Annotated in this window: 18 protein-coding genes; 9 read left to right on the top strand and 9 right to left on the bottom strand. The window is 39.0% G+C overall.

Translation table 11 applies throughout. The features are described 5' to 3' along the window. The first annotated feature begins 16 nt into the window (after positions 1–16). From GM552_RS06485 to GM552_RS06455, 7 genes are all read left to right on the top strand, one after another. Entirely contained in the window at positions 17–472 is a 456-nt protein-coding gene (locus GM552_RS06485; protein WP_155565755.1) for a GatB/YqeY domain-containing protein, read from the top strand. Positions 473–489: 17 nt separating this feature from the next. Beyond that, complete coding sequence (gene dnaG, locus GM552_RS06480; RefSeq protein ID WP_155565754.1) at positions 490–2,316, top strand: DNA primase; 1,827 nt, start codon at positions 490–492, stop codon at positions 2,314–2,316. Positions 2,317–2,570: 254 nt separating this feature from the next. Continuing rightward, complete coding sequence (rpoD, locus tag GM552_RS06475; protein WP_155565753.1) at positions 2,571–4,526, top strand: RNA polymerase sigma factor RpoD; 1,956 nt, start codon at positions 2,571–2,573, stop codon at positions 4,524–4,526. Between the two features lie 264 nt (positions 4,527–4,790). After that, a complete protein-coding gene (rpsF, locus tag GM552_RS06470) occupies positions 4,791–5,273 on the top strand; it encodes a 30S ribosomal protein S6 (RefSeq protein WP_122123875.1) in 483 nt (160 codons plus the stop codon). Positions 5,274–5,276: 3 nt separating this feature from the next. Further along, on the top strand, positions 5,277–5,552 hold the full coding sequence (rpsR, locus tag GM552_RS06465) for a 30S ribosomal protein S18 (protein WP_110438356.1): 276 nt from the start codon (positions 5,277–5,279) through the stop codon (positions 5,550–5,552). Positions 5,553–5,566: 14 nt separating this feature from the next. After that, complete coding sequence (gene rplI, locus GM552_RS06460; protein WP_155565752.1) at positions 5,567–6,133, top strand: 50S ribosomal protein L9; 567 nt, start codon at positions 5,567–5,569, stop codon at positions 6,131–6,133. A 174-nt stretch (positions 6,134–6,307) separates the two neighbouring features. Beyond that, positions 6,308–7,507 (top strand): cyclopropane-fatty-acyl-phospholipid synthase family protein, encoded by a 1,200-nt coding sequence (locus GM552_RS06455; protein ID WP_155565751.1) that lies wholly within the window; start codon positions 6,308–6,310, stop codon positions 7,505–7,507. A 16-nt stretch (positions 7,508–7,523) separates the two neighbouring features. Here GM552_RS06455 and rsmA read toward each other — a convergent pair whose 3' ends face one another. The 9 genes from rsmA to cysQ form a co-directional block, all read right to left on the bottom strand. Continuing rightward, a complete protein-coding gene (rsmA, locus tag GM552_RS06450; protein WP_155565750.1) occupies positions 7,524–8,375 on the bottom strand; it encodes a 16S rRNA (adenine(1518)-N(6)/adenine(1519)-N(6))-dimethyltransferase RsmA in 852 nt (283 codons plus the stop codon). Then, complete coding sequence (locus GM552_RS06445) at positions 8,314–9,795, bottom strand: peptidylprolyl isomerase (protein WP_155565749.1); 1,482 nt, start codon at positions 9,793–9,795, stop codon at positions 8,314–8,316. The genes rsmA and GM552_RS06445 overlap by 62 nt, the downstream gene beginning before the upstream one ends. Further along, positions 9,792–12,170, bottom strand: coding sequence for an LPS-assembly protein LptD (locus GM552_RS06440; protein WP_230882771.1), 2,379 nt, complete (start codon positions 12,168–12,170; stop codon positions 9,792–9,794). The genes GM552_RS06445 and GM552_RS06440 overlap by 4 nt, the downstream gene beginning before the upstream one ends. Next, on the bottom strand, positions 12,170–13,288 hold the full coding sequence (gene lptG, locus GM552_RS06435) for an LPS export ABC transporter permease LptG (RefSeq protein WP_110438351.1): 1,119 nt from the start codon (positions 13,286–13,288) through the stop codon (positions 12,170–12,172). Before lptG ends, GM552_RS06440 begins: the two co-directional genes overlap by 1 nt. 3 nt (positions 13,289–13,291) lie before the next feature. Further along, positions 13,292–14,452, bottom strand: coding sequence for an LPS export ABC transporter permease LptF (gene lptF / locus GM552_RS06430; protein ID WP_110438350.1), 1,161 nt, complete (start codon positions 14,450–14,452; stop codon positions 13,292–13,294). A gap of 175 nt (positions 14,453–14,627) precedes the next feature. Then, positions 14,628–16,049: an FAD-binding oxidoreductase gene (locus GM552_RS06425; protein ID WP_155565748.1), complete on the bottom strand. Its 1,422-nt coding sequence runs from the start codon at positions 16,047–16,049 to the stop codon at positions 14,628–14,630. Between the two features lie 11 nt (positions 16,050–16,060). Beyond that, positions 16,061–16,597: a hypothetical protein gene (locus GM552_RS06420; protein ID WP_155565747.1), complete on the bottom strand. Its 537-nt coding sequence runs from the start codon at positions 16,595–16,597 to the stop codon at positions 16,061–16,063. 8 nt (positions 16,598–16,605) lie between these two features. Next, on the bottom strand, positions 16,606–17,571 hold the full coding sequence (locus tag GM552_RS06415; RefSeq protein WP_155565746.1) for an L-threonylcarbamoyladenylate synthase: 966 nt from the start codon (positions 17,569–17,571) through the stop codon (positions 16,606–16,608). Positions 17,572–17,576: 5 nt separating this feature from the next. Further along, positions 17,577–18,380 (bottom strand): 3'(2'),5'-bisphosphate nucleotidase CysQ, encoded by an 804-nt coding sequence (gene cysQ / locus GM552_RS06410; protein WP_110438346.1) that lies wholly within the window; start codon positions 18,378–18,380, stop codon positions 17,577–17,579. A gap of 196 nt (positions 18,381–18,576) precedes the next feature. Here cysQ and GM552_RS06405 point away from each other — a divergent pair, with 196 nt between their 5' ends. Then, positions 18,577–20,055 carry a leucyl aminopeptidase gene (locus GM552_RS06405; protein ID WP_370533604.1) on the top strand — a complete coding sequence of 493 codons (1,479 nt, stop codon included), beginning with the start codon at positions 18,577–18,579 and terminating at the stop codon, positions 20,053–20,055. 9 nt (positions 20,056–20,064) lie between these two features. After that, positions 20,065–20,520 (top strand): DNA polymerase III subunit chi, encoded by a 456-nt coding sequence (locus GM552_RS06400; RefSeq protein ID WP_155565745.1) that lies wholly within the window; start codon positions 20,065–20,067, stop codon positions 20,518–20,520. Positions 20,521–20,553 lie beyond the last annotated feature (33 nt).

Genomic DNA, 20,553 nt, shown 5'->3' with positions numbered 1-20,553 from the left:
AAGAATGGAGAAAGAAATGAGTTTGCGTGAACGTTTTAAAGAAGAATTGAAAACTGCCATGAAGGCTAAAGAGGCAGGGAAAGTCGCCACGTTACGGATGATTGGGGCCAAATTGAAGGATCTGGATATTAATGCTCGTCCAAAGGGCATTGATCAGGTTGGCGAAGATGAAATTATCGCAATGCTTAAAAGTATGGTAAAGTCCCGTCGTGAATCTGTGGAAATGTACCAAAAGGCAAATCGTCAGGATTTGGTTGAAAAGGAGCAGGGGGAAATCACGATTATTGAAACGTTTTTGCCTGCGCAACTAAATGAAGATCAAATGCGGGACGTTGTAGATGAGGCAGTGGAAAAGACAGGAGTCTCGTCTATTAAGGAAATGGGCAAGGTTATGGGTTACCTAAAGGAAAATTATGGTTCTGTTCTTGATTTTTCTAAGGTAAACGGATTGGTGAAGGCTAAACTCTCTTAATTTATTTAGGGTGATTTGTGGCGTTTGATCAAAGATTTCTGGAAGAATTGCGGCAACGTATCCCGATTCATACCGTTATCGGACGGAAAGTAAAACTTACTCGTTCAGGGCGTTTCTGGAAAGCGTGTTGTCCTTTTCATGGGGAGAAAACACCTTCGTTTTATATTTATGAGGATCATTTTCATTGTTATGGATGTGGTGTCCATGGTGATGTCATTTCCTTTGTTATGCAAAGTGAGGGAAGAACCTTTGGTGAGGCAATTAAAGAGCTTGCCGCGCTGGCGGGATTGGATATTCCTGAACAGACATATCAGGACAGGCAAAGGATTGAAAAACAGCATAGTTTATACGATGTTATGCTTGCCGCACAGGATTATTATCGTTTGGCCCTAGATACACCTTTGGCTAAGACAGGTAAGCAATATCTACTTGAACGTGGAATTCTGAAAGAAACTTTTGAAACGTTTAAACTGGGATGGTCTGGAGATGGTCGTGGAGGTCTTATCCATTTCTTAAAGGAAAAAGGATATGATCTTGAACTTATTGGTGAGGCTGGACTTCTACGAAAAAAATCTGATACTGAATGGGGTGGGGAGCTATTTTTTAATCGAGTAATTTATCCCATTCATGATCGTAAGGGTCGACCTATCGCTTTTGGCGGAAGAATTATTGGCGATGGACAGCCGAAATATTTGAATAGTCCGGAAACCCCTTTATTTTCAAAGCGTCGTACCTTATTTGGGCTAAATCATTTATCATCACTTTTTGTGAGAAAGGAGGTGGATCCATTATATAATACAGTTCTCGTTGTTGAAGGGTACATGGATGTCATTGCGTTATATCAGGCAGGATTTTATGGAGCGGTTGCACCATTGGGTACGGCTTTGACAAAAGATCAGATGGGTTTGTTATGGCGTGTAACCCCCGAACCTGTTCTCTGTTTTGATGGGGACAGGGCTGGGCACAAGGCCATGTTGCATGCAGCTGAGGAATCTTTACCGATTTTAACTTCTGAACATACATTGAATTTTTTGACACTTCCCGAAGGTGAGGATCCTGACAGTTTTGTTAAGAATCAGGGTGGAGAGGCATTTTTAAAGCTTATTCCTAAAAAACAATCCTTATGTGATGCCATATACGGGATTGTATCGGCTCATGTGGATATAAAATCCCCTGAACAACGGGCTGCGTTGAAAACGCGGCTAATTTCAATTGCTCAGCATATTGATGACAAGATTCTGTCAAAGGAATATCGCCGTATTTTATTGGATCGCTTTTATCAGCAATTCTATCCAAAAGCCGACCGATATGGAACATTTGCAAAAAAAACTGATGTAAATTTGTCAAATCGGATTCAAAAAATTGATAAGGAACAGATTGATTATAAAAGGATTTGCATTTTATTCGCTATCTTGCTGCATTATCCAGAACTTCTTTTTTCTGTGGAGTCCGCTTTTTGTCAGCTAGACTTGCCTGCAAAATTTATTAAGTTGAGAGAATTTTTTGTTGGAATTCCTTTTGAAGGAACGACCTTAGATGATAGAATAAATTTCCTTGAAAAAGAGGGTTTTTCTGATTTAATTAATGCAATTAATGATGAATTTTCTATTTCTTCTTCAGATCAATTATCGCAAAAATTTGATTTACATTTAATTGAAAAACAATGGTGGCATTTCTATGGGTTATTGAATATTCAGGAACTTGAAAACCAGGTTGAGCTGGCTCGCAAAGCATGGGTTGAATCTCCAGATGAACAGCATCAGAATATTTTTGTCGCACGTGTAAAAGCCCTTGAAATTGCCAGGACAGGTTCAAACAATGAACGGGAGGATGATTTCTTATAATAATTGTTAGCTAGGGATATGATAAAGACTTGATTTATCTTTCCGTAGATATCATGTCTAATATATGTTGCTTTAGATTTGGCTGTAAATGTTGTTTAGTAATTCTTTATAGTATTCATCGTGCGAAAGTTAGTTTTGTGAGCCAATGTTAATATTAGCAAGCATATAAATTTTATAAATAATTTAAAGCATACCTTAAAGGTAAGTTTGAAGTTAAGGTTTAGGTAGAATTAGGAAGCTTTTTTGAGGCAAAAATGGCAGTCACAACACCATCTAAAATTGAAGAAAATTCAAGTGATAACGATACAAATGTTTTGGATACACAATCCGCTGTTGTAAAACGTTTGATAAGTAAAGGGAAAGAGCGCGGTTACGTAACTTTAGATGAATTGAATGCTATCTTGCCCCAAGATAAAATGTCTTCTGAACAGATTGAAGATGTTATGGCTATTTTTTCAGAAATGAACATCCAGATTATAGAGAATGAAGAAGAGGATGCGGATGGTGAAGAATCCGAAAATGAGTCAGATAAAGATGATTCGGAAGAAACGGTTGCAACTGAAACGAATACAGGTCGAACCGATGATCCCGTTAGGATGTATTTGCGTGAAATGGGGGCGGTAGAGCTTCTTTCGCGTGAGGGGGAAATTGCCATTGCCAAGCGGATTGAGGCTGGACGGAACCAGATGATTGGGGGGTTATGTGAAAGCCCCCTGACTTTTAGGGCAATCATTGGGTGGTATGAACAGTTAAAAACCGAAGAGGTGCTGTTAAGGGATATTGTTGATCTGGAAGCAACTGAGAATGAATATGACCAGGTTGAATTGTCAAATATGGATGGTTCTTTGTCCGCTTCGCTTGATCATGATACTTCTGACGACAGTGAGGAGGAAAATGAGGATGGTGAGGAAACGGAGAGTGGCGCGGATGAAGAAAATAATCTTTCTCTTGCTGCTCTAGAGGAAAAGCACAAGGACGAGATCCTCAAACATTTCAGTGAAATTGAAAAGAACTATCCCAAATTGTATGAGTTACAGGCTCAGCGCTTGGAAACGATTCAGGCCGGTGAAAAACTTACCAGTAAATTTGAGACAAAATATGAGGCTTTAAGGGATAAGCTTATTGAAGAGGTTCAGCAAATTCATCTGCAAAGTAATAAAATCGAATTTCTTGTGGAACAGTTGAAAACGGTTTCCAAAAAGCTTGCCAGCCTAGAGGGAAGTATGTTGCGTGCAGCTGAAAAATGCAAAATTTCCCGTGATGACTTTTTATCAAAATATCATGGTCATGAATTGAATCCTGACTGGCTTGAAGCGGTTGGAAATTTACCTGGCAAATACTGGAAACTTTACGTTGAAAAATACGGTAAAGAAATTGGTCAATATCGTGATCAAATTGCCGAGCTTTCTCAAAAGGTGGGATTGCCGGTAACAGAATTTAGACGGGTTTTTTCTACAGTTTCGTATGGTGAGCGCGATGCGTCTCGTGCCAAGAAAGAAATGATCGAAGCGAATTTGCGGTTGGTCATTTCAATTGCAAAGAAATATACGAATTGTGGATTGCAATTTTTGGATTTGATTCAAGAAGGCAATATTGGTTTAATGAAAGCGGTTGATAAATTCGAATATCGTCGAGGATATAAATTTTCAACCTATGCAACTTGGTGGATTCGTCAGGCAATTACCCGTTCAATTGCCGATCAGGCTCGAACAATCCGTATTCCTGTTCATATGATTGAAACTATAAATAAATTAGTGCGGACTTCACGACAGATGCTGCATGAAATTGGCAGGGAACCAATGCCGGAAGAGTTGGCGGAAAAACTCGGGATGCCTCTGGAAAAGGTAAGAAAAGTATTAAAAATTGCTAAGGAACCTATTTCACTGGAAATTCCAGTGGGTGATGAAGAGGATAGCCATTTAGGGGACTTCATCGAGGATAAAAGTGCTGTTATTCCATTGGATGCAGCAATCCAGACAAATTTACGAGAAGCGACGACACGTGTTCTGGCTTCCTTGACCCCAAGGGAAGAACGTGTTTTGAGAATGCGTTTTGGTATTGGAATGAATACAGATCATACGCTGGAGGAAGTTGGACAGCAGTTTAATGTCACACGTGAACGTATTCGCCAGATTGAGGCAAAAGCCTTGCGTAAATTAAAACATCCAAGTCGCAGTCGCAAATTACGGTCATTTTTGGATGACAACTAAGATCCAATAAGATTTTTTCAATTTGATACAACTCTTAAAATTGTAGTCTTCTATATAGATATTTTCTAATAAACAATAAGGAAACTAATTATTTATGGAAGATTATAGTTTATAGGACTTGCATTTTTTTATTTTTTATGGTTTTTAGAAATCTTCTTTCCTGCCAAGGTTTAACGGCTATGCCTTGGCTATACCCGCTAGATGAAGGAATATATGCCAATAATTTTTTGGTAATTGGGTTGAAGTCAGCCGAAGGGAGATATTATGCCATTATATGAATGCGTGTTTATTGCACGTAATGATGTGACTCAACAACAAGTTGAAGACATTGCTAATGGAATTGCTTCTTTGATTGAAAATGAAGAAGGTTCCGTTAAAAAACGCGAATATTGGGGATTACGCAACCTTGCTTATAGAGTCAAGAAAAACCGTAAAGGTCACTATATGCTCTTGGGCATTGATGCTAAACCAGAAACCATCAAGGAAATTGAACGTCAATTTAATCTGAATGAAGATGTTTTACGTTTCCTGACCCTAAGGGTGGAAGAAATTGATGATACACCTTCTCCAACACTTTCACGTAAAGGGGATGAAAAGGAACGTACTTCAAATCGTTCTGTATCAAAAGCATCCGGTCGCTTTGACAGTGGTCGTAAACATGCTTCAGAAGATGAAGATGCTTCCGATCTGGTTGACGAAGAAGTGGTTGTTTCTTCAATCGAAGTTGAAGAGGATAGGGAGGCTTAATTCATGTCAGAAGAAATTCAGGTAAATATAGCTGCACGTCGTATTGCTGTTGGTGCTCGTCGTCCTTTTCATCGCAGACGCAAAACATGTCCTTTTTCATCAGCAAATGCACCAAAGATCGACTATAAGGATATTCGTTTATTATCTCGTTTTCTATCAGAAAGCGGTAAAATCGTTCCAAGCCGTATTACAGCCGTATCCGCAAAAAAACAGCGTGAATTGGCACAGGCAATTAAACGTGCCCGTTTCCTCGCTTTATTGCCATTTGTTCAGGATTGAGGAGGAACATTAATATGTCTGCAACTGAAGTTATCCTACTTCAAAGAATAGCAAAATTGGGGCAAATGGGGGATGTTGTTAGAGTTAAGCCTGGTTATGCCCGTAACTATTTGCTTCCTCAAGGTAAGGCCATTCGTGCAACAGCGATAAATCGTGAACGTTTTGAAAGAGAACGTAGCCAGCTTGAAGCACAAAACATTAAACATCGTGAAGAAGCTGAACGCCTCTTGGAACGTTTGGAGGGACTTTCTGTAACGATTATTCGTCAGGCAGGTGAAAGCGGAAACCTTTATGGATCTGTTTCCGCACGGGATATTAGCGAAGGTGTTTCCAAGGAAGGGTTAACGATTTCCCGTCAACAGGTTGAAATTCACCATCCAATTAAGATGTTGGGATTATATCAGGTGAGAGTTCAACTTCATCCTGAAATCCATTTGGATGTTAAAGTTAATGTTGCCCGTTCCGTCGAAGAGGCTGAACGTCAGGCACAAGGTGAAGCAACCGCTGTGGAAGTTTTTGAAAATACACCACAGGATGACCCAACTGAAGCGGTTTCAGAGGAAAAAGCTGTTTCTGAATAAAACATTTTGAATATATTCTTTTTTCATGGAATTTTGATAAAACGAGAGGTTTATCCTCTCGTTTTTTTTATCTGTTAATGAATAATTTTTTGCGATATCATTGATTTACAAATGGAAATAATTTTTCTCATATGATTATTCTATTTTTTCAAAATGATAAGAAATAAGCAAGATATGATGAAATTAATGGATTCAATTTTTAAGCATTTGATAAAAAAAGGATATTTGGAGGTTATTTATCCTGATAAGCATAGTAAATTTTATGGACATGCACAAAGTAAGCATTATGCCTGTGTTGAATTGCTAACACTTGAAATATGCAAACGATTACTCATAAATCCTGGGTTGGCTTTTGGTGAGGGTTATATGAGTGGCGAAATCCGTCCTGTCAATTGTTCAATTTACGATGTTCTGAATATTTTAATGAGTAATGATTTATCTCATGATCATATCGGTGAAAAAATTGCTTCCATATGGCGATATTGCAAACGGTTCTGGTCACAACTAAATCGTATTCAGCAATCCCAGAAAAACGTTGCACATCATTATGATTTAAGAAAAAATTTATATGAGCTTTTTCTGGATCAAGATTTGCAGTATTCATGTGCTTATTTTAAAAATGGAAATGAAAATCTGGCGGAGGCTCAGAAAGCAAAGAAAATACATATTGCTAATAAGCTTTTGTTAAATAAACCCAATTTAAAAATTTTGGATATCGGTTGTGGTTGGGGCGGCATGGCTTTATTCCTTGCCAGAGAATATGATGTGGAAGTAACAGGGATAACACTTTCTCAGGAACAATTGCAAGTTGCCAGGAATCGAGCCAAAGAGGAAAAGTTACAAGATAAAGTTCAATTTTATTTAACGGATTATCGGCTGGTCAAGGGATCTTTCGATCGAATTGTATCAATTGGTATGTTTGAACATGTGGGTATACATTACTATACGGATTTTTTTAAGGAAATTAAAAATATATTGATGCCTGACGGAGTTATGCTTCTTCATTCCATAGGTCGATCAGATGGTCCAGGCTCGACAAATGCATGGATTAATAAATATATATTTCCTGGCGGTTATTCTCCTTCGTTAAGTGAGACATTTGCTGCTATTGAAAAAAACGGCTTATGGGTAACTGATTGTGAAATTCTGCGTTTACATTATGCAAAAACCATTCATTTTTGGTTAGGGAATTTTAAAAACCATCAACAGGATATAATTGCTATGTATGATGAAAAATTCTATAGAATGTTTGAATTTTATTTATCAGCGGCAGAATTGTCTTTTTATTACCATAATCATATGAATTTTCAGTTGCAAATTTCCCCTTCCTTAACCGCCGTACCTTTGACACGAAATTATATGTTTGAAAAATAAGTGTCCAAGTTGAATTTTATGAATGTTGCTTATCAAGATAAAGACGGGCTAGCAGGTCGAATTCATTAATACTCAAAGTTTCCGCTCTTCTTGTTTCATCAATACTGGCTTTTGCAAGTAGGGTTTTTCCGTTAATTGATTTAAGAGAACTTCGCAACATTTTTCGACGTTGGCCAAAGGCGGCGGCAGTAATGGTCTCCATTGCTTTAAATAAGGCAGGGGAAGGTTGTTTTTTATATGGAATAATTTGTATCACGGATGAATAAACTTTTGGAGGAGGAAAAAAAGCACCCGGTGGAATTTGTTTAAGAATGGTACAGGATGCAATCCATTGAGAAATAACGGATAACCGACCATAAAATTCAGTATTCGGTGCCGCACAAATTCGATAGGCAACTTCTTGCTGAAACATCAAGGTAAAGCGTTCCCAGTGATTTGCCTGTTTTAACCAATTTAGTAAAAGAGCGGTTCCAACATTATAAGGTAAATTTGAGATAATTTGTCTTGGTGCTTGACATAAAGTGCTTAAATCAAACTCCAAAGCATTTCGTTCAACAATTTTAAATCGTTGCGGGTAATATTTTTTTAATTCTTGTAATAGGATAACGGCACGATTATCAATTTCTACACCTATGACCGTTTCGGCATTACTTGATAAAATAGCACGTGTGAGTCCCCCTGGGCCTGGGCCAACCTCGATAATGTTCTTATTTTCAAGATTTCCAGCAAGATCAATAATCTGTTCGTTGATTTTTGGATCAAGCAGAAAATGTTGTCCCAGTGATTTTTTAGCCAAGAGATTATGTTTATGAATTGTTTCCTTTAGAGGGGGAAGAATGTTGTTTTGTTTGTTTTTTGTCGGAGTCATTATTTTGTACAGGGGTGTGATATTCGATAATAGCTTGTCTATGTAAATCGCGATCTAATTGTTGAGAGGCTTGTTCAACACGTTGATTCAATAACTGATTGGCAATTTCACTTGCAGAAATGTCGGAAAGATTTTTGCGTTCCTTTGAACAGACCATAAGCAATGAGATACCGTCAAGGGAAACTAAAGGTTTGCTGATTTGACCCGGTTGCAAATCTTTAAGTATGTTAGCCATTTCAGGATTTAAGCGTTCAAGTTGAAGTTCTCCAGGATCGGAAGGTCTTATGTTTCCAGCCTTTTTATTGGCGTCTTCCATTTGTTGGCATGAATGTAAGGTGCTTTTATATTTTGTTGTTTGGTTTAATGTGGCAACCTGTTGCGGGGTTGGTTGTTGAGGGTTCAGTTTGGAACTAAAAGGTAGGAAAACCTGTCGTATTTTCATCAGGGTTCCCATCTCATTACCAATGGTTCTGCGTCCGCTAAGCATTGCGATAATATAGCCGCCTGCTACCTTAATAGGATTTGAGATTGCACCAATAGGCATTTTTCTTGCAATAGCTACCACTTCTGGATCCAGATTGTCTTCTTGAACCCATCCCAATGCACCACCCTGTAAAGCACTCTGGGATTGTGAAAATTGGGCCGCTACAATTGGAAAAGCAGCACCATTACGTAATTGCTGAATAATGGTTTCAGTAAATTGCAATTCTTGTTCAGGGTGACGAGCATTTTCAACCGGTACGAAGATTTCGTTGATAAGATATTCAGGTTGTCCCACTTCTTGTTTAAGGGCTTTTTCACGCTGTTCAACTTCTTTCGCAGTAATTCGCGATTGGGTGCCCAATTCTTGTTGCACCACTTTTCCCCAACCAATTTGCAATCTGATTTGATCAATTAAAGTGGTTAAAGAAACTCCATCCTCAGCCAATTTATCCCTTAAGGCGTGTTCAGGCATATTATTTTGTTTTTCAATTCCTGAAATTGCCTTGGCAATCTGTTCAGGGGAAATGTTGACGCTGCGTCTTAGCATTTCTTGAATATGCAGGCGCTCGGTAATCATCTGTTTAATCAGTTGTGGACGCATATGTTGCATCACTTCAGGACTTAAATGAATTCCGGCTGTTAATTCAAAGAGTTTCTCACGATTTGCTATATCGCGCTGTGTCAATAATTGACCATTAATAATGGCGATAATTTTGTTTTCATCATCAGATGAGGTTGCTGTAGATGAGAGATCTTCACCATCATGCAAAGTTGTTGGAGGTATTGGGGAATTGGAAATGGCGTGATGTTTTATATTTGCCATGGTATGTGCAATACCGTGACCTGTAAAAACGTAACCAGCCAATAGGAATGATATGATATATTTTTTATATTTTAATACAGTTTCTGAAAGCATAAACATAATAATTGTCATCATCCGTTAATTCCAAATACGCCAATTGTCTTGAAGTTTAGCATAAATAGGACCATGTCACTATTTTCTTCACCGTTAATCATTGTTTTTTGTTTGAAATAAATTACATCGGCACTAAAACAGTCGTTTCGATAACCAACAGTACCTCCATAGGCAACTGTTTCCTTTCGTGAAATGCTTCTTCTTCCAAAGGCGGAGGCATGCCAATGATCCCAATCGGTTGAAACACCCAATGTCAATTCGTTTGTTTTCTGCCAATATAATTTGGAGGCGCCCTCATGATCATATGGATTTCTATAGAAGTAATAATAAGGGGTTACAGGTTCATATATATATCCACCATTAATGCCAAAATGAGAGAATCCAAAATTGAATAAAGCGTCTGCAAAATTGACTTTACCGTCATAAGGGTCAACACGAGTTCTTCCTGTTGCGGTTAACCATTGGACAGGGGATATACGCAGGCGAGAGACTACATCAGACATATGATGGTCGAGACCTGAACGTGCTGGCATGTGTCCTTGAATATGTTCCTGATAGCTTTGCCCGACAAGAAAATCGACTTGATGGCCATTCCAGGTCCAATTTCCATGTACACCAACATTGGCACGGGCGCCGCCATCCAAACGATCAGTGCCTTGAAAACGGTTTAAGGCAAAAAGGGTTGTATCTGTGAATTCATAATTCCAGCTGTCTTCATTGGGCATATAGAAATTGCGGCCACCTTTTGAATGAGGAGCGGCAATTAATTGAACAATAGGTTCTATGATTTGAGTTCCTGTTGAGTCACCTATGTGAAACTCTCTCAGGAAGGGCCAATTCATTTTAACGGCAAATGTAGGAAGTGCTTGTCCTGTAAATTGGCTTTTTCTGGTTCTGTAAAACCCGGGCTGTTCATTGAGATGTGTTCCTCGATATATATTTGAATCAACATGTAGTGTAATAAGCCATTTTCTACCTGCACTATCATCAAAAGGTCTATCCCAATTCAAGGCAACTTCACCACGTTGGTCATTAACACCACGTGGACGATAAAGAACAAAATCAGTGGTGTTTAACGAAAATCTTCCGCCTAGTGCATCAGGTTGTCCAAAATAGCTATAAGTATATCGAGGTAAAGAAAAAGGAAGATCGGAATTGTTTATAACTCCGCGATTTAATCCTTGAAAGGCTTGTACGCTAACTTTTGAATAGGATCCTTCACCAAACCCTTCAAGATACAAATCAGATTCTAAAGTATCTTGTCCATAACCGTTAATACGGTAATCACGCATGTAATTTGCAGAACTTGCGACATTGATATTTCCACCATAACGCCAGTGATCATTCAATGCCCATTCTGTTTTTAGGAATAAATAGCCTTGTGCACCTTTTTTAAATTTATCTACAGATCGGTCGGCATAGGAATTGTACCAGGCATGTTGACCAACGGTATCATCGGCAATGCCACCTTCCACTCTTAACATTCCCTTGTTGAAACGGGCGCGATAGACTGTGGAAAGCTGTGGCCCTGTTTTGGTCGCAAAAAGAGGAATAAAGGTTAGGTCAGACCATTTATTTATAGCCCAATAATAGGGAATGGTTGTGTAGGCCCCGATATATTTACTGCTCCAATTGATACTGGGAATTAGGAAACCACTACGCCGTTTTACAGATGGATCCGTAATTGAAAAGAAAGGCATGTAAAATACCGGAATTCCCCAGAAATCAATGAAAGTATCTGAGAAATCAATGCGTTGATTTTCCATATCACGGATAGCCTGATAGGATCGAAACTGCCAAAAAGGTGATTTTTTGGGGTTTTTCGCGCAAATGGGGCAGGCGGTATAAACTGATCGACTAAAATCATGGACTTTACCTCCTGTCCGACGAGCCCCGTTGGCGGCAAGTTTACCTCCATCAGCAAGCAGGGCATAGACCTGATCCATAATTCCCTCCTGCATGTTATTTCCCAGTTGCGTATGCTGGGTAAACAAGATTTCACCATCGGGTTCGACCATGGCGACATTACCTGATGCAGTAGCGATGTTTGTTGTTTTGTTAAAAGTAACCTTATCAGCCCTCAAGGTGTGATCATTTTGCCAAATATGCACGTCACCTTCCCAAACAACCTCACCAGCCTTGGAATCATAGGAAACTTTGTCAGCCTGAAATGTGATGGGGTCTTTTCCACTGAAAGGTGCCGCATTGGTTTTTCCAATATTACTATGAGCCATTTGCATTTGTTGTTGGGCATTGGTGACAGAACAAAAAATCCATAAATTAGCGATAAAAGAACTGCTTAAAATACTGAATGCAAGAAAAGAGTAATATTGATTTTGAAGGATTCTTGCTTTCATAATTTTTTGAATAAGTAAGGAGGATATGGATCTAGACATTAGCCGTCTTCCAGATGAATAAGTAGGGATATTGCGAGACACAAGCCGGCTACGGTCGGAGCCCATGCCGCGATAAAAGTTGGCAAGGCACCCGATTCTCCAAAACGTTCAGCTATTTTGGAAATAGTGAATAAGGCAAATCCCGCTGCAATACCAGAGCCTATCATTCTTGCAACACCTCCGCGTCGAGTTGATCGAGTGGCAAACCCCGCCGCAACCAATGCCATTGTACTTGCAAGTAAAGGTTGGGCTAAAAGCGCTTGAAAATGAAGCCTGTGGCTAATGGATGAAAAACCTGATTTGTCTAGCAATTTAATAAATCCTGGTAACGCCCAAAATGATAAGGTCTCTGGAGATGAAAAACTATCTTCGATATTATGTAAAGTTAAATCAGTTGGTATTTTAATAGTTCCTAATTTAATCGGGAACTTATTCGGTTTTATAGAATAAGCATTGTATAATACCCAGTAAAGATTATGTTGCAAATACCCTGATGGTGATTCAATACGATCCAGTAAATGATTCGCTTCATCTAATCTTAGAACACTAACATCGCTTAAATGTAAATTGCGGTTGATAACATGTACTTGTTGGGCATGCAAAATTGCCACACCTCGAGAGGTTAATTCTTTATCAGATTGTCTTATCCATAAAGAGCCACCTGACATATTCGTGAGTTTTCCACCACCGGTTGTTAAATAGGTTTGATCCAGAATTTCTGCCTGTCTGTAAAGGGTGGAAGAAATGGGGGATATGATTAGTGTGGAAAATAACCCTATTATAAAGGCACAGGCAGTAGGTGCCATTAGGAACTGCCATACGGAAATTCCTGCTGCTCTGGTAACAATAAGTTCAGAAGATCGTGTAAGCTTCCAAAAACAGATTATTCCCCCCAAAAGAATTCCAAAGGGGAGGATTTGCATGCAGAAGTTGGGAATATGATCCAGGGCAATATACGCAACAATACTTGTTGAAACTCCTGGTCTTGTGGCAATGCGACGTAAAAGGTCAATAAAGTCGAATAATGATACCAATCCTGTCAAGGCCAGAATCATGGAAATGGAAGCCGAAAAAAATTGTCGAGCGATATAGATCGAGATTGTATAAGCGGTGAGCATAATCTATAACTTTCGGCTGTATGAGGAAGGATGGAATGATGCATTATGATATAATTTAGCCATCATTTCAGATCCGAATAAAGTTACACCAGCGATTATTCCTGGAAGTATGGCAATAATCCACATTAAAAAAATCAGGTTGGTATTGCGACTGGCCAAATTTTGCATAATCAGCGAGGCGGCGAGCAAACCCACAATCGTAAAAATTGCTGCCAGAGGTCTTAGAATGTTGCCAAACCGAGCAAAACTTCCTTTTAAAACACTGACAAGAGCAATGAGTGTAAAAGATATAATTGTCAGAGGTGAGGTTAATCGTCGGTGAGCCTCTACGGCAAGTTTCCCGTAATCTTTATTGGCAACCTCTTCTGGATCGGGATGTAATAACTCGTAAATTGACATTTCTGTTGCATCACGGGATCGTGCGGCATCGTTACGATTAGAGGACAAATCAATGGTATTACGTTCGAAATTTAGAATATTCAAACGGCCGGTTTTGTGATCAATGACCTCTCTGGATCCGTTAAATAACACAACTTGAGGTTGATCATTTAGAATGACCAGATTTCCTCTCTCTGCCAGAATGGTTGCCTTATTATTGGGTTGGCGATCATCTTCAATTAGTATTCCTTGTAGATTGCCGTTACTGTCTTTGGATTTAATATAAACGGTTAAATTATCAGAAGCGTTAGTGAATACTCCTTCCTCCAGCATGAATGCCGCCATTTTATTGCGAATTTTGTATTCAAATTTCCGGAAAGTGTGATAGGAGGTTGGAACAATCCAAACATTTAATAAATAACAGAAAATCATTGAAATAATTGAGCATATCAAACCTGGTCTTGCCAGGGAAAAGGAGGATATGCCAGCCGCGCGCATAACAATGATTTCACGATCACCATCCAGTCGCTGATAAATGAATTGGACAACGACAAATGTTGTTATCGGTAAAATAACGGCGACAAAAGATGGGATTAACAAGCCGGTTAATTGCAGGAAAACTTTAAGAGACAGTCCTCTTTCAACAACCAAAGAGACAAAACGTAAAGACTGGGTTAGCCAGATTAGAGCCGCTAATCCACCCGTGGTGGCAATCAGGGCAATTAGTAATTGCCGTAAAATATAACGGTCAATCATAGGTAGACGCAAGAATGTAAAAAATTGCATTAGTTAATATCCTGCTTTATACCTAAAAGGCTTTCTCTAATTAAATACAAAAGTAAAATTAATTATAATAACGAATGATAATAGCAATATTTTATTCTAGGCAGATATTGCAAGAATAAAATATTGCTAATTTATTTTTTTCTGAATAAGTTGCAGATGATTTTATTCGTGATCTTTAAGATTTGGGGAATATTTTTCCAGGATTTAAAAGATTATCGGGATCAAGTGCCTTTTTGATTTTTTTCATCAAATCAAGTTCAGTTTCGCTTTTCCATTCGGACATCATATAATTTTTAAGTTGTCCCACACCGTGTTCTGCTGAAAAAGAACCGTGTAGATCAAACACGATTTTGGATACAATATTCATTAAATTGTGACTTTTTTGCATAAATTCATCAGGATCTTCATGTTCAGGCTGAACAAGGTTAAAATGGATATTTCCATCTCCCAAATGACCAAATGGTGCGACGCGGATACCTGGATACGTTTCCTGGCAAGCTTGGGTGGCACGAACAATAAATTCAGGAATGGCTGAAATTGGAACGGAAACGTCATTTTTGATATTTGCACCAGCCCTTTTTTGGGATTCGGCTTGTTCCTCTCTCAATTTCCATAGGTTTTGCCGTTGAGTTTCACTTTCGGCCAGAACTGCATCCAATACAATTCCCTTTTCAAAAGCCTCTTCAAGAACGGTTTCCAGTAATGCTTTTAATTTATCTCCTTTTTCAGGCAGAGCCAGTTCAACCAAAATATAAGTTGATGTTTCTGTTTCAAGGGGAAAATAGATGTCCTCGATATTAGAACGAACTAATTGCATTCCTGTTGATGAAATATATTCAAAAGCTTGTAGTGCAGCAGGATTATAATTGTGAAAAAGTCTTAAAAGTTTCAAGGCTTGATGGATGTCTGCAAGGGCGCATAACGCAACTTCAGTTGATTTTGGTTTCGCATGCAGCTGGATAACTGCCGCCGTTATAATGCCAAGCGTTCCCTCTGATCCTACAAATAATTGTTTAAGATCATAACCCGTATTGTCTTTTCTCAAATGCCGCAAAATATTTAAAATTTCGCCTTTTGCTGTAACTACTTCCAATCCTAGAATGAATTCACGTGTATTACCGTAACGTAAGGTGTTGTTACCACCTGCATTGGTGGCGATAATTCCGCCTATTTGGGCTGATCCTTGTGATGATATCATGATTGGGAGATATAAATCAGATTTGAGAGCAATATTTTGCGCCTCTTCAAGAACAAGACCCGCTTCGACGGTCATAGTGTAGTCAATTGTATTGATATCCCTGATTTTATTCATACGATTGAGGCTAAGCACGATTTGCTTTTTATCTGGAGTGGGGGAGGCTCCTCCCACCAGACTTGTATTTCCGCCCTGAGGTACAATTGCAATTTGGTAGTCATTGCATAATTTTACAATTTCAGCAACCTGCTCTGTTGTTTTTGGACGGACAACGGCAAGACTGTTAGCGTGAAAAATTTCGCGCCAATCCGTATCATAGGAAATTTTTTCCTTAGGATCTGTAATTATTCCTTGTGTGTCAAGAATAGAGGTCAGGTTATTGATAAAATCAGAATTATCCATAAAAACTCACATTAATTTAAATAAATTGAATTATTTGGAGGGGGTGTTGAAGAAACAGAGTGATAAATAGCGGAAGTGGCAATGCCAATTAATAAACCACAAATGAAAAAAATGATGCCAAGAATTTTTTTAAAGGGTTCCTTGGCCTGATTACTATAAAGTACTGATTGGATTTCTGCCCGTGATTGTTGCGTCAACAATAATTCGGAACGTAACGATTCGTTTTGAACCCGTAAGCTGCGAATGACAGTATCCAATCGATTAATATCTTGAGTAAGGCTGCTAATCTGTGATCGTGCTTTGATAAGATCAGCATTGTTAGTAGTGCTTTTACGACTGCGGGATGATGGTTTTGTTTCAGGTTTTGGTGGATTTTCTGCAATGGAATAAAAAATGTTTTTTATTGCTCCACCAGTAACCATATTCTTTTTTGCCCTTTTTTTCAGGGTTTCAAGGGCATTTGCTGATTGACCTGGTTCATTTTCAAGAACCAAAGCCAGGATATCGGCCAGTATTTTCAGCTCTTTTTTATCAATGTTTTCGGTCATGAATCCAACTATGGTCTAGGTGCGGCAGCACGTTGAAGTCTATCACAAATAGCCCGACCGATGCCATAATCGGGAATAGGCATAACGGCAATTTTTTGCAATCCGAGTTTTTTCCCTTCTGTATCAAGAAACCTCAAATTTGCAAATAAATTCCTCGCAGCTTCTTCAAGATTTGAAGTCGGACTTAGGTTAACCGAAAGAGGGGCCTGTAAGGTGGTTTTACCGAAGGCAAGCAATGCTTCATTTGCCAAAACATGTGTGCAATTCAGACGAACCGTTAAAGAAGGTGCATAATGCGAACTTAATTGCCCGGGTGCGGTGATTTTTGTTTCTACAGAATCTTTAAAAGATAGCGGTCCGCAAATGGAACTCAGAGATTCAGCAGATATTCCGCCAGGTCGAAGTAATTTGGGATAATCACCGCTTACATCCAAAATTGTACTTTCGACACCAATTTGACACGGACCAGAATCAAAAACAGCATCGATTTTTCCATTAAGTTCCTGATAGACATGTTGAGCTGTTGTAGGACTGACGTGGCCCGAAACATTGGCGGAAGGTGCGGCAATCGGCTTTTGACTGTATTCAATAAGCTGACGGGCTGTTAACGAATTTGGAATACGGACGGCCATTGTTGACAGATGAGCTGTTGCGGCTTGGCTGATTTGTGTGTTTTTTTGTTTGTTTAAAATAAGAGTTAATGGACCAGGCCAAAATTTAATACCCAATTCATATGCCAGATCATTCTTTTCAACAAATTGGAAAACATGCTCAAGTTGTGCAAAATGGATAATAAGCGGATTAAAATTTGGACGTCCTTTTGCCTGATAAATTTTTGCGATAGCCTGGTTATTGGTGGCATCGGCGCCCAATCCGTAAACTGTTTCAGTTCCAAAGGAAACCAATCCGCCATCATGTAAAATCGAAGCGGCTTTGTGGATATTGAATGGCGTGTTGGTAAGTAAAAGTGTCATTGAAATTAAAAGTCTGTATTTTTTAAATAAGAATCAATCGGTATGCTTGAACAGTAGAAATTGTGATTTCTCCAATTTTTTTTACCATATTGCAATGGCTGATTATTGAAATCGTGAATAATTCCACCTGCAGCCTCGAGAATTGCCTGAGGTGCAGCGGTGTCCCATTCCATGGTTGGACTGAAACGAGGGTGTAAATCTGCCTTTCCCTCTGCAATGCGCAGGATTTTTAAGGTTGAACCAAAACGTTCAACAGATGAAGTGTTAAATAATTTCAAAAATTTTTCAAAGGATGGATTTTTTATGCATCGAGGTGAAAAAAGAACACGAAACTGTTGATTGGGTGGGGAAAGAACATGAATGGGTATAATTCGGCCAGTTTTATCAATTTTCCAAGCCCCTTTATTCACAACACCAAAAAAATATTCGTGATAAGCAGGACAGGCCACAACACCAAGAACAGGTTTATGATCCCTTATCAGACCGATATTAATCGTGAAATTGTCACTATGTTGAATGAAGCCTTTTGTTCCATCCAGGGGATCAACCAACCAGAATTCGGATTTTACCGGAATTTGTATCCCTGAAGCTATTTCCTCTTCAGCAATAACGGGAATAGAGGGAGTATATTTTTTCAGCCCCTGAATAATTATTACTTCTGAAGCTTTATCAGCCTCGGTAACAGGGCTTGAATCGTCTTTGATTTTTATGTCAAAATTCGTTTTACGAATAGAATTGATCTCGTCAGCAGCCTGTTGAGCAATGGAGATAACTCTCGATACAAGTTCTGTATCAGAAAAATGGGTCATTAAATAAAATCCAACACTAGGGTCAATTGATCTGATAAGATAGGCAGAAAGCTGAGAAAAATACTTTAAAATCAGTGACAGATTGATTTTCGGTATCTTTTTTTCAAAAAATGGACGTAATTTATAGTCATAAATACTACGATCAATGATAAATTTGAATAGAATATAGTAACTTTATTTTAGTGGAGATAATTTCGTGACACTCGATATTCAGTTTACGAACCTGCATAAACCAGAAAAAGGTAATATTGTGTTATTCTCGTTTGAGAATGATGAGGGTGGTGATTCTGTAAAGGTTATTAATAAGATTATTCATAATGCCCTGGATCGGGCGATGAAGGCAGATAATTATACGGGTAAGTTTGGACAGGTTTGCAAACTTGTTTCTCCTGATGAAAATCATGATTATATCCTGGTCGTTGGTCTGGGAATGAAGGATAAGTTTTCCGTCAGTAAAGCCAAAGAAGTGGGTGGAATTGCGCTTCAGGCCTTGCAAAGGAAAGTGGAATCTTTTCATATTATGGCGGATTGGGATTTCACGGAATATGCGGGGTATCTTGTTTTAGGCGCCGTTTTGAAAAATTATGAATTTAAAAAATATTGCCTTGATAAAAGTAAAAAAGATGAATTCAGGCAATTAAAAGCGATAAAAATTATGGCTTCTGACTATGAAGGGGCGCAAAAACAATGGACCGGCTTGTCTGCGGTGGCTGACGGGGTCTATTTGACCAGGGATCTTGTTAATGAACCCGCTAATCAGTTAAACCCTGCCGAATTTGTAAATCGTATCAAAAAGCTTGAATCATTGGGCCTTATGGTTGAAGTTATCAATAAAGAGAAAATGCAAGAATTAGGTTTTGGTGCCCTTCTGGGTGTGGCTCAAGGTAGTAATAACGAACCTTATACGGTTGTAATGCAATGGAATGGAAATCCTGATGATAAAGATCCGCCTCTCGCCTTTCTTGGAAAGGGTGTCACTTTCGATTCCGGAGGGATTTCCTTAAAACCAGCGAATGGCATGGAAGACATGAAAATGGATATGGCTGGCGCCGCGACTGTAACAGGATTGATGTCTGTTCTGGCCAAACGTAAAGCCAAGGTGAATGTCATTGGTGTTGTAGGTCTGGTTGAAAACATGGTATCTGGTCATGCGCAACGCCCCGGAGATATAGTTTGCAGTGCCTCTGGACAGACAATCGAGGTTTTGAACACGGATGCAGAGGGACGATTGGTACTGGCAGATTTACTTTGGTATACGCAGGATCGTTTCAAACCGCGTTTCATGGTCAATCTTGCAACATTAACCGGAGCCATGGTTGTTGCACTTGGATATGAATATGCCGGTCTTTTTTCAAATGATGATGAACTGGCAGGTAAATTGTCGACAACCGGTCATGATTCCGGAGAAAAATTATGGCGTATGCCAATGGGCGATGCTTATGATAAAGCGATCAATTCTGATTTTGCGGATATGAAAAATATTGGTGGGCGTGATGGAGGATCCATTACCGCCGCACAATTTTTAAAACGATTCGTTAATGATACTCCATGGGCTCATTTGGATATCGCCGGAACAGCCTACACGGCAAAACCCAATTATTGCGGTCCAAAAGGGGCGACAGCTTTCGGTGTAAATCTGTTAAACCATTTTGTTGAAACTTATTACGAAAAATAAGGGAATTCGATGACCTCTGTTGGTTTTTATCATTTGACCCGAACAAGTATGGAGCAGGCGCTTCCCTCTTTGCTGATACGCACAAGACAACAAAAACAAAAAGGGATTGTTCTATGCAAGGATGATGAACAGTTGGAAAAACTGACAGAGATTTTATGGAATGTTATAGACCCTATTTGGTTACCACATGGTTGTCATGCAAAAGACTATCGGGATGAATATCCTGAATGGCAACCAATTTGGTTGACGACTTTTGAGGAAAATCCAAACCAGGCAGCCTATCTGTTTGTTGTTCATGGTCAATCAGTGAATGATATCAGTCAATTTGAACGGGTGTTCGATTTATTTGATGGAAAAGAGGAACAGTTTGTATTGGCGGCTCGTGAACGGTGGCGTAAACTGAAAAAGGCTGGACATGATTTGACTTATTGGAAACAAACAGAAAAAGGGTGGGAAAAAGGTTGATACAGTTGATCAAGCGATTATGAAATATTATTC

Origin of the sequence: Commensalibacter sp. ESL0382 (genome assembly GCF_009725775.1) — a bacterium.
GTDB classification, from domain to species: Bacteria; Pseudomonadota; Alphaproteobacteria; order Acetobacterales; family Acetobacteraceae; genus Commensalibacter; species Commensalibacter melissae.
The sequence above is the reverse complement of the archived record's forward strand: the minus strand, read 5'-3'. Positions and strand labels throughout refer to the sequence as shown.